Source organism: Sporosarcina sp. SAFN-010 (assembly GCF_059415065.1).
Genome location: NZ_JBPFDS010000016.1, coordinates 21,230 through 32,558, shown reverse-complemented (window position 1 = coordinate 32,558; position 11,329 = coordinate 21,230). Strand labels below are relative to the sequence as shown.

The 11,329-nt window shown below is 42.1% G+C and carries 9 protein-coding genes; 5 read left to right on the top strand and 4 right to left on the bottom strand.

Annotated elements, in window-relative coordinates:
- The first annotated feature begins 43 nt into the window (after nt 1-43).
- Together murC and ACR65F_RS15425 are read left to right on the top strand one after the other, a co-directional pair.
- A complete protein-coding gene (murC, locus tag ACR65F_RS15430) occupies nt 44-1,357 on the top strand; it encodes a UDP-N-acetylmuramate--L-alanine ligase (RefSeq protein WP_440504941.1) in 1,314 nt (437 codons plus the stop codon).
- A gap of 291 nt (nt 1,358-1,648) precedes the next feature.
- Nucleotides 1,649-2,350, top strand: a complete 702-nt coding sequence (locus tag ACR65F_RS15425; RefSeq protein ID WP_440504940.1) for a YtxH domain-containing protein — start codon at nt 1,649-1,651, stop codon at nt 2,348-2,350.
- Between the two features lie 39 nt (nt 2,351-2,389).
- Here the strand turns inward: ACR65F_RS15425 and ACR65F_RS15420 are convergent, their stop codons facing one another.
- Nucleotides 2,390-4,522: a cell division protein FtsA gene (locus ACR65F_RS15420; RefSeq protein WP_440504939.1), complete on the bottom strand. Its 2,133-nt coding sequence runs from the start codon at nt 4,520-4,522 to the stop codon at nt 2,390-2,392.
- Nucleotides 4,523-4,683: 161 nt separating this feature from the next.
- Here ACR65F_RS15420 and ACR65F_RS15415 point away from each other — a divergent pair, with 161 nt between their 5' ends.
- Both ACR65F_RS15415 and ccpA read left to right on the top strand, forming a co-directional pair.
- Nucleotides 4,684-5,766, top strand: a complete 1,083-nt coding sequence (locus tag ACR65F_RS15415) for a bifunctional 3-deoxy-7-phosphoheptulonate synthase/chorismate mutase (protein ID WP_039043930.1) — start codon at nt 4,684-4,686, stop codon at nt 5,764-5,766.
- 82 nt (nt 5,767-5,848) lie between these two features.
- The gene (ccpA, locus tag ACR65F_RS15410) at nt 5,849-6,853 is read left to right on the top strand and encodes a catabolite control protein A (protein WP_039043931.1); all 1,005 of its coding nucleotides are present in this window, start codon (nt 5,849-5,851) and stop codon (nt 6,851-6,853) included.
- Nucleotides 6,854-6,943: 90 nt separating this feature from the next.
- On the opposite strand, the gene ACR65F_RS15405 is transcribed toward ccpA, so the two are convergent.
- Genes ACR65F_RS15405 through ACR65F_RS15395 form a run of 3 tightly spaced genes read right to left on the bottom strand, consistent with a single transcriptional unit; the run spans nt 6,944 to nt 9,405 of the window.
- Entirely contained in the window at nt 6,944-8,110 is a 1,167-nt protein-coding gene (locus tag ACR65F_RS15405) for an acetoin utilization protein AcuC (RefSeq protein WP_440504938.1), read from the bottom strand.
- Nucleotides 8,107-8,757, bottom strand: coding sequence for an acetoin utilization AcuB family protein (locus ACR65F_RS15400; protein ID WP_440504937.1), 651 nt, complete (start codon nt 8,755-8,757; stop codon nt 8,107-8,109). The genes ACR65F_RS15405 and ACR65F_RS15400 overlap by 4 nt, the downstream gene beginning before the upstream one ends.
- Nucleotides 8,758-8,772: 15 nt before the next feature.
- Nucleotides 8,773-9,405 (bottom strand): GNAT family N-acetyltransferase, encoded by a 633-nt coding sequence (locus ACR65F_RS15395; RefSeq protein ID WP_440504936.1) that lies wholly within the window; start codon nt 9,403-9,405, stop codon nt 8,773-8,775.
- 177 nt (nt 9,406-9,582) lie between these two features.
- Between ACR65F_RS15395 and acsA the strand changes: the two genes are divergently transcribed.
- Nucleotides 9,583-11,301 carry an acetate--CoA ligase gene (gene acsA / locus ACR65F_RS15390; RefSeq protein WP_440504935.1) on the top strand — a complete coding sequence of 573 codons (1,719 nt, stop codon included), beginning with the start codon at nt 9,583-9,585 and terminating at the stop codon, nt 11,299-11,301.
- Nucleotides 11,302-11,329 lie beyond the last annotated feature (28 nt).

Genomic DNA, 11,329 nt, shown 5'->3' with positions numbered 1-11,329 from the left:
ATGAGAGATTTTAGGGAACAGGTTGGTCCCAGGAGGTTGCACAATGACGAAATTTCACTTTACAGGTATTAAAGGATCAGGAATGAGTTCACTCGCTCAAATCCTTCACGATTCATCAAACGAAGTTCAAGGTTCAGATGTGGAAAAGCACTTTTTCACCGAGGAACCACTTCATGAACGTTCTATAACCGTACTTCCTTTCAGTGAAGACAATATTACTGAAGGACTTACAATAATTGCGGGTAATGCGTTTCCGGATACACATCCAGAATTAGTGAAAGCTAAAGAACTAGGACTGGACGTAATTCGCTATCATGACTTTTTGGCGGAATACATGAAACAATCCGTTTCTGTAGCAATTACAGGTACCCATGGAAAAACATCGACGACGGGTCTTCTTGCTCATGTCCTTACTGGCTTTGCACCAATTTCATACTTAATTGGAGATGGTACAGGAAAAGGAGTTCAGGACAGTGACTTTTTTGTATTTGAGTCATGCGAATACAAGCGGCATTTCCTAGCGTACGAACCTGATTACGCAATTATCACGAATATCGATTTCGATCACCCTGACTATTTTAAAGACATGGAAGATGTATTGAATGCATTTGGTGATATGGCTTTGAATGTTAAAAAAGCGATTATCGCATGTGGGGATGACCCGAACTGTTTAGCGATTCAAGCAAATGTACCAGTCGTACTCTATGGTCTTGGCGAAGGAAATGATTTTAGTGCTTCTAATATCGTAAAAAGCGCTGAAGGTACTTCTTTTGATGTATTTGTTCGTAACGAATTTTATCATTCGTTTACAATTCCGATGCCTGGCGACCATGCGATTAAAAACGCATTGGCAGTTATTGCGCTTTGTCAGTATGAAGGATTGGAACCAACCGTTGTCGCAGAACGTCTTAAGAGTTTTAACGGGGTAAAGCGGAGGTTCACTGAAGTTCAAGCCGATGGTGCAATTCTAATCGATGATTATGCACATCATCCAACTGAAATCCGCGCAACTCTTCAGTCTGCAAGACAGAAGTATCCTGAGCGTGAAATCGTCGCGGTTTTCCAACCGCATACATTTTCAAGAACTGCGGCACTAATGGATGAATTTGCAGAAAGCCTTTCTGAAGCTGACCAGGTTTATCTGTGTGATATATTTGGATCCGCTCGTGAAAAATCAGGTACGTTGACGGTGAATGATCTTGCCGAGAAAATTCCTGGTTCCGCACATTTAACACTAGATGCTATTGAAGCGCTTGATGGACATGAAGATGCTGTCTTTTTGTTCATGGGGGCAGGGGACGTACAAAAGTATTTGAGCGCCTATCAGCAACATATCGCTGAACAGAAAACAGTCTGATTGAATTAATCAGGCTGTTTTCTTTTTTTTGATGAAATCTTGATTTATTTTAAAGGAAATAATCACTCGTTGTCGAAAGTGGAAAGATGGTCAAAGTTTAGCCTGTAGAGTGACAGGGTAAAAGTACTCATAAGAACGTGGACAGGGAGGAGTGAACTGCTTCCATCTGTTGTACATAGCGGATAGTCGTTGAAAGTTAGTGTTCAGCGAAATTACCAACCGTATCGACAGACGAAAAAAGCCAAGGGATTACAGACCAACACCTGAACACCATTTTAAGGAGGAGATCGCATGAGCGAAAACTATAACAAACCAAACCAAACTAACGAATTTACCTCGAATGATATGTATGAAAACTCTTACGGAGAGCCATCTCAATTACCGATGAACTATAATTATTTCCCTACGGATACAGACAGTTTCTATGAAGAGGATAGTTCTGGATCTGGAAGCTTTTTAGTAGGAGCACTAGTAGGGGGAGTCATAGGAGCTGCAGCAGCACTTTTCCTAGCACCGAAAACAGGTAAAGAAATGCGCGATGATTTTTCAACTCAAGCCGTACAATTTAAAAACAAGAGTATTGAGTTAAGCTCTACAGCCAAAGATAAAGCAGTTGACCTAACTGCGACTGCCAAAGATAAGGCAGCTGATCTGTCTAGTACTGCTAAAGAAAAAGCGACACAGATTTCTGCAGTGGCAAAAGAAAAGTCTGAAGACCTTAAGAAAAATGTCCAGGACCAAACTGGAAAAGTAAAATCGATGACTTCAAAAAAGACTGCCCCAATGGATGATGGTACTGCTTCATCTGAAGGTGAAGAGCCTATTGTTAACAAAGAGGACAAAGGTGCTTCCAAAATGTCTGAAGAGAAAAAAGAAGCTAGCAATCAGACTACTAAAAATAGTGATGTAGCCTATGACAATTCAGAAAACATCGGAAAAGATAAGAATATCAATCAAAATGCAGTTTCTAACGAAAAGCCTAAAAGTAATTGACTAAAATAGCCATTCAGCCTTTGGGCTGAATGGCTATTTTTAAGTAATCAAAATTTCTAATTCGTCTCCTCCGAACAGCTGATCGTAAAATTGGATTGGCTGTTGGTTGCGCAGTAGTTTATAAGATGTTGCTGAACCGGTTGGGAGCTGATAATCGACAAACGCGAAAACATCACTAAATGTAATTGGCTGTCCAGTTAAAGGTGTAACCTTCAACTGGTCTTCTTCTGTAACTTGTGCAGTGGGTTCAACGGATTTATTATTCACCGTGACCAAGAAGCGAGGTTTTGTAATAGTTACTTGCATACTGTTGAATGAAACGGTTAGCTGCTCTGTCAATTGAACACCTAATTCATTGGCAACATCAGCAACGGTCGTAAGTGAATTTTGCTCACTAGTAATGTGATCTCCATCCTCCAACTGTGAAGTTAGTGAAATCGGCAGTCCGTTCCGGGAGTAGACGATAGGTTTGGGTTTAAGATGAACCCGTTTTCCATTAAGAATAACTGACTGTAGTGAACTCTGATTGCTACTGTCTGAATTCAGTACAGCAAAGGCATCTCGTAATGTCTTGGCTTGGTGAACTTTGATATCATCTCGATCTTGAATTGTAGTTTGTATATCCTGGCGCTCGTTATTCACGATCACTTCGGTTTTCAAGACAACTCGACGCTCGTTGATGGTCACGGAAATAGAATCTGAATCCAGTTCCGTCACATCTGCAATCACAGCTTGTGCTGAACGTCCATCTTCACCTAATATGAGTTGAATGGAATCTCCATTCCGAATTGGATCTTTCGTACTGACTGTTTCTCCATTTTTATAAATTGCAGAAGGAGTACCGTGGCTTCCGGGTAACGTGATTTCTTGACCGTTAAGTGAAAATCGTAAAGCGAGACCTGGTTTACCATATAAATGTTTGGCTTTAATACCAGCTGCTAAGAGAGCATCTCCGACAGTCATTTCTTTCAGTTCAAAGAGCCGGATAGTTTTCTCATTCACCGTCACGGACATATAATGTATTGGTGCGCGTTTGGCCGCAATTGCAATTCCAATTGGTGTAACGAGCGCTGGTGAAGAACTGATATGTTCGGCTAGTGTCACCTCTGACAGCGCATCGAGACCACGAACAGCAACCCGTTGCAAAGGAAGTTCCAGAGCAGCGCTGAGTTTACTCGTTAACGCAGGGGTTAAACTACCGCCACCAACAAGCATGACAGCTTGAGGAGAAGTGTTATTAAGACGCAAAATCTCACTTGCAATGGAGTCTGCAAGGCGGTCAATGGATGAGTAAATTGTCTCCACAACTTCATGAGCAGGAAATTGTTGTTCAAAGCCCAGAATATCCTTGAAGACAACGGATTCTTCTCCGTTAAGGGCTCGTTTGACGCGTTCTGCTTCTGGGAAGTCCAATAAATAGCTGGAACTCAGTGCTTCAGTTATTTCATCGCCAGCGATAGGGACCATACCGAAGGCAGAAACCGTATTATTATTTGTTAGTGCAATATCTGAAGTCCCGGCACCAATATCCACCAAAGCTACATTTAAACGTCTCATCGATTGTGGAATGAGGACATTGATTGCAGCGATTGGCTCAAGGGTGAGAGCTTCCATTTCAAGATCGGCTCTTTTAAGTGCAGATAACAGGGACTCCACAACGACCCGAGGCAAGAAAGTGGAGATGACTTCAACACTGGCAGAACGGCCAGTTTGGTCTATAAGACTCCCTATCTCTTCATCATCCAATAAGTAGTGAAGTACAGAGTAACCAACACAATAATACGGGTTCTCTGAAGTAATAGAGTCAGAAGATAGCAACTCCTGTTGGGCTTTTTGGACTGCACCGAGTTCTAAACGATTAATATCTTCTGTATTGATCAATGCGTGTTCTGTGATGTCCACTGACATTTTTCCAGTGGCAGTTTTTAACGCTCGTCCAGCAGCTGCTACGCTTACTTTCTTCAAAGGGCCGTGGCGTTCTTCAAGTAAGGTTTTCATTTCCCCAATCACTGAAGCTACACTGACGATGTTATGTATTTGTCCATCTAACATGGAGCGCTCTTTGTGCTCGATTACTTCAAGATCGACTACGTGATACCTTGAATTGACTTCTTCCAATATAATTCCGACAACGGAACGTGTTCCAATATCCAGTGCAAATAAAGGCGTCACATTAGTACCTCCTAAGTCTTTACAATATATTATATATGACGATTTAGCGAAATAGCGTGACTTTTCAACTGAGGTTCATTATACTAGGTCTATTATTATAAAATGTACCATACATTCTCCGATGCGAAAAGGGAATGCTATGAATGGGGAGGAGAATGATTATGCGCCAAAATAATTTGGAAGAGCTTCGGTCTCAGGTAACTGAACTGAATGTGAAGATTTTAGAACTCATTAACGATCGTACGGCTGTAGTGCAAGAAATCGGTAAGGTAAAAGAAAAACAAGGTGTAAATCGTTTTGATCCGGTTCGAGAGAGAGAAATGTTAGATTTCTTGAAAGACGCGAACAAGGGACCCATTCCAAATGGTATTCTTGAACAAGTGTTTAAAGGAATTTTCATGTCCGCGCTTGAAATTCAAGAAGACGAACAAAAGAAGGCACTACTTGTTTCACGTAAACGAAAAGCTGAGGACACAATCGTCGACATTAATGGCGAAAAAATAGGAGATGGAACACCTTCATTTGTTTTCGGACCATGTGCAGTTGAGTCGTATGAACAAGTGTTGGCAGTTGCCCAGTCCATTAAGGCAAAAGGACTGACGATGATGCGAGGCGGTGCATATAAGCCACGTACATCACCTTATGACTTCCAAGGGTTAGGACTGGAAGGATTAAAGATTTTAAAGCGTGTTTCTGATGAGACTGGCTTGTCCATAGTGACAGAGATTATTACACCATCTCACTTAGAAGAGGCGCTAGACTATATAGATGTCATTCAAATTGGTGCGCGTAATATGCAAAACTTCGAGCTTCTAAAAGAAGCAGGTAAAGCAAACAAACCAGTGTTGTTAAAACGTGGCTTGGCTGCAACGATCGATGAATTCATTCACGCGGCAGAATACATCATGTCAAAAGGGAATACGCAGATCATGCTTTGTGAGCGAGGCATTCGGACGTATGAGCGTGCCACTCGAAATACACTAGATATTTCTGCTGTTCCAATTTTAAAGCAAGAAACCCACCTTCCTGTATTTGTTGACGTTACACACTCAACAGGTAGAAAGGATCTTCTGATTCCAACTGCTAAAGCAGCGATTGCTGTAGGTGCAGATGGCGTCATGGCTGAGGTACATCCAGACCCAGCAGTTGCTTTGTCTGATTCGGCACAACAAATGAACATCGAACAATTTGACGAATTTTACGAAGAGATGCAACGTTTCATGAATACACATCAAATCGTATAATTTCCCGCCGGAGCTTACATTGCTCCGGCGTTTTGGTATACTAGGAAAGAAAGAAAAAAAGACAGAGAAAGGGGAGGTCAGTATGGCGGTAACAATTTATGACGTGGCTCGAGAAGCGAACGTCTCAATGGCTACTGTATCACGGGTGGTCAACGGTAACCCCAACGTGAAACCAGCAACGCGTAAGAAGGTAACAGCATGCATTGAACGGCTCGGCTATCGGCCCAATGCCGTAGCACGCGGCCTCGCCAGCAGAAAAACGACAACAATAGGTGTGATCGTGCCGGATATTTCCAAAAGTTATTACGCAGAACTTTCTAGAGGGATTGCAGATGTTGCGACGATGTATGAGTACAACATCATCTTGTCCAATTCAGACAAACGTCCTCTTCGAGAAATGGAATTAATTGAAGATCATCTTGGGAAGCAAGTGGATGGACTAATTTTCATGAGCGATTCAATCTCAGATGATGTTCGTAAGGAAATGAAGTCTGCAAACATTCCCATTGTGTTGGCAGGAACATTGGATTCCGAACTAGAATTTCCGACTGTCAATATTGAAAACAAAGAAGCAGCATATTCAGCAGTGAAAGAGTTGATCGAAAACGATCACAAGCACATTGCATTCATTTCAGGACCATTCAGTAGGGATATCAATCGGCTTTCTAAAAAGACAGGCTATGAAGACGCGATGTCAGAAGCAGGATTATCCATTCCTGATGGATATATCGTGGAAACGGACAATACATACGATGATGCATATGAAGTATGGAACCGTTTAAAAAAGCTGCCTGAACCACCTACAGCTATATTCGCGGGCAATGATGAAATTGCTGTCGGGTTATTGAATGGAATAAGAGATGCAGGTCTTACCGTTCCCGATGATTTGGAGCTGATTTGTTTCCAACACTCGATTCTTGCTCGTGCGGTCCGTCCTCAGTTAACGGCAATCCGAGTGCCGTTATATGATTTAGGAGCCGTATCGATGAGGCTCTTAACCAAGTTGATGAACGGAGAAGAAGTTAATCAGCAACAAGTGATTCTTCCATACCAATTGGAGTATCGAGATTCTGTAAGAGGCAAATAATCCTCAATACAATTAAATTTCAAATGCAAAAAGCAGAGATGCGTAAGCTCTCTGCTTTTTTGTGCTTTATAAATCGAATAATTATCCAAACTACCTTGGTTGTTGCTCACTTCGTATGTAGTGTAGTGAACGATCCATGACTTGTGCATTCTTTTCTTCAATTTCCGCTTTTCGTGGAATCGGTTTGTATAACGGATTTGGATCTTCCCATGTTTCAATGAATGGAACAGGGGACTCTGGTTGCCAACGGCTAAGCCATTCTTCTGGGAGAGGTCCATTCGGTGCAGGGAGTTTCTTCATCGTATACCAGATATGTGACCAAGCACGAGGAACGACCCTCCATATATCATAACCACCACCACCTACAGCGATCCATCGTCCTTCGCAATACTCATCTGCAAGTTCACGGGCGATCCTTGGAATTTCTTTATAAATCTCCATAGTGCCATACAAATGTGTTAAAGGGTCAAAAAAGTGAGCATCGGCACCATTTTGAGTCAGAATTACGTCTGGTTTGAACCATTCCACAACTTCGCGGAAAGCGGTTTCATAGACTTCTAGAAAAGAGTCGTCTTCTGTGAAAGCATCGATGGGGAAGTTGAACGATGTCCCGTAGCCTTTACCGTTCCCGCGTTCTGTTACGTGCCCAGTGCCGGGGAATAGATAACGTCCTGTTTCGTGGATGGACAAGGTACATACATCAGGGTCATCGTAGAAAGTCCATTGGACCCCATCGCCATGATGAGCATCTGTATCGATATAAAGGACTCGTGCGTCATAATTTTTCTGTAAATAACGAATGGCGACAGAGCTATCATTGTAGACACAAAATCCCGAAGCTTTCCCTTGGAATCCATGATGGAGTCCGCCGCCAAGATTTAACGCATAACAGGCGCGGTTATTCATCACTTCATCGACAGCTGTCAGTGTACCGCCTACAAGCATTGCACTAGCTTCATGCATATTCGGGAAAATTGGTGTATCCTCTGTACCTATCCCATACACACTACCGATTTCAGGTCCCACTTCACCTTTTCCTGCCTTTTTTACCATCTCGACAAACTTAGGTTCATGGACTAACAGTAATTCTTCATCCGTTGCTATACGTGGTGCGATGATATCTTCATCCGTAATCGCATGCGTTTTTTTCAGTAAATCCAGTGTTAACACAATTCTCTTTTGATTAAATGGATGTGTGTCAGAAAATGAGTATCCTAGCTGATCTTCCGAAAAAATGAATACAGCGTCCTTTTTCATACTTCCGTCCCAGGGAAGTTCGGCCAAAGAACGTCAAATCCACGTCCTTTAAGTCCTTCAATAATCGAAATGGGATTCATCGTCTTGATACGGATCACTAGAATTTTATTAGCCTCATTTTCTTTGTCTGGATAGACTAGGACACTCTGAACGTTTGTTTGAAATTCATTGAACACTTTAGTCACTTCATGTAGAATTCCAGGAATATTAGGCACACGAACTTCAATTTGCGAACCAGGCTGATGTGCCCCCGTCAGTTCAATGTATTTATACAATAAATCAGTTTCTGTAATAATTCCGATGAGCTGCTGATTGGAAACGATGGGCAGACAACCAATCTGATTATGATAAAACACTAAAGCAGATTCCTCCACGAAATCCATGGGGTGTCCTGTAATCGGCTTCTTTACCATGCATTCAGAAAGTAGCATGTCATACACAGAAGCAATATTCTCTGTCTGCTGATCTCCGTAAGGTAAGATTTCTTTTAGGTCCCGATCGGTGACAATACCAACGAGTTGATTGTCCTGAATAACGATTGGGAGATGCCGGATATGGTGAGACCTCATTAAATCTGCAGCTTCTTTTACTGTATGATCGGGTGTTAATGTAATGACTTCAGTTTTCATGATTTCTTCTATTAACATAGTATCCCTTCTTTCTTAGTACAGAAATCTGTTTTTAAATCGTAAGCTATCAAATCGTTGGACATCCTCTTGCTTGATGCGTTTACCTATTCTGGCCATTAAACAATTAGCGGGATGCGAACAAATTTCAGGATCGTCCGTTGCAAAATACTCGAGTCCTCCATGTTGCATCATTTTTTCCATGACTTTTCGGTATTCCCATACATTCAGCTTTGTCTCTTTCAAGTCCCAATGCCAATAGTATTCGGTTGTAATGACAATATAGTCTTCCATCGCATCATCCATCATGGAGACTTCCAGTAGCGCCTTACCGACACCGCCTCCCCGATATTTTGCAATGACCTCAATCGCACCTAATTCAATCAAGTTTTCAATATTACCCTCAGACCATCGTTCAAGTGGATCGGGATATAAATAAGTGACGTACCCTACGATTTGGTCTCGTTCTCTAGCAACAATAATTCTCCCTTCAGGCAATTTTGAAATACCGATGAGTGCTTTTTGTTGCTGTGCAGGTGCTCTAAATGCCACTAATCCTTCATGGAAAGCATAACTTTCAAGATCAGACGTCCGAATAGGACCTTCAATAATAAGATCTCCATTTTTATGCTTCAATTCTAACGCATTATAGGTTTTAACATGTTCCAACCACTTCACCGCCTTATGCTGATAATCCATCTGCTTACAGTATACATGAAAGCTATGAGCGTTTTGATGAAATTTCTTACAAAATGAAGAACTGTCGGAAAAATATTATTTGTTTGCTAATTCAAGAGGGATTCAGGTAGAATAATAGTGTTGGTACATATTTAAGGGGGTTCTGTTATGGTTTTAAAAACAATTCCGGCTCAACAGTCTGATTATCAAATGCAAGACTATGACAAATTGGCGGCTACTTTCGACTGGAAAGAAGCTGAAAAAGCCTTTAGCTGGTATGAAACGGGAAAAGTGAATATTGCGCACGAAGCGGTAGATCGACATGCCGATTCATTCCGCAAAAACAAGGTTGCGCTCTACTATAAAGACGGTTCACGCAACGAGACTTATACATTTGGAGATTTGAAGAAAAATTCGAACAAAGCTGCAAATGTATTGAAAAACTGTTCAACTTTAGAAAAAGGGGATCGAATCTTTGTCTTCATGCCGCGTTCCCCAGAATTATACTTTGCTCTCTTAGGTGCTTTGAAAATCGGTGCAATAGTAGGACCGCTATTCGAAGCGTTCATGGAAGGTGCGGTATATGATCGATTGGATGACAGCGATGCGAAAGCAATAGTGACAACACCAGAACTGGTTGACCGTATTCCTGTTGACCGTTTGCCAAATCTTGAAACTGTCTTCGTCGTGGGGGACGATGTAACAGAAGAAGGAAAAATAATCAGTTTCAGTAAACATTTTGAGAAAGCATCCAAAGATTTTGATGTGGAATGGTTAGAACGTGAATCACCTACATTGTTGCACTATACATCAGGTTCTACAGGTAAACCTAAAGGTGTTCTCCATGTACAGGAAGCGATGATTCAACAACTTCAAACTTCAAAATGGGTACTGGATCTTCGTGAAGACGACGTATTTTGGTGTACTGCTGATCCAGGTTGGGTAACAGGCACAGCTTATGGAATTTTTGGCCCGTTATTGGCGGGAACAACAAATCTGATTGTCGGTGGACGTTTCTCAACTGATAGCTGGTATGGTGCTATTGAAGAATTTGGTGTATCTGTCTGGTACAGCGCACCGACTGCGTTCCGTATGCTGATGGGAGCAGGAAGCGCTGCTATGGAAGGGCATGATCTCTCTTCGCTCCGTCACATCTTGTCAGTTGGTGAGCCGTTAAACCCTGAAGTTGTTCGTTGGGGAATGGAGACATTCAACATGCGAATTCATGATACGTGGTGGATGACAGAAACAGGTGCCCAGATGATTTGTAACTTTGGCTCACTTCCACTGAAGCCGGGTTCGATGGGGAAGCCGGTTCCAGGAATTGAAGCAGCCATTGTCGATGACCAAGGGAATGTATTACCACCAAATCGAATGGGGAACCTAGCGTTGAAAAAAGGATGGCCAGCAATGATGAGAGCCGTCTGGAATAACCCGGAAAAGTACGATTCCTACTTCTTGAATGGAGAATGGTACGTATCAGGGGATTCTGCCTATATGGACGAGGACGGTTATTTCTTCTTCCAAGGTCGTGTAGATGATGTCATCATGACGAGTGGAGAGCGCGTCGGTCCATTTGAAATTGAAAGTAAATTAATTGAACATCCAGCGATTGTAGAAGCTGGTGTCATCGGAAAACCTGATCCAGTCCGTGGTGAAATCATTAAGGCGTTCATCGCATTACATGATGGATACGAACCGACGGATGAATTGAAAGAAGAGATACGACAGTTTGTGAAAAAAGAGCTTGCTGGTCATGCAGCTCCTAGAGAAATTGAGTTCAAGGACAAACTTCCGAAGACTCGAAGCGGTAAAATCATGAGACGTGTTCTAAAAGCATGGGAACTCGATTTACCGACGGGCGATCTATCGACAATGGAAGACTAAAAACGAAAAGAAGGCTGGACAGTAACCC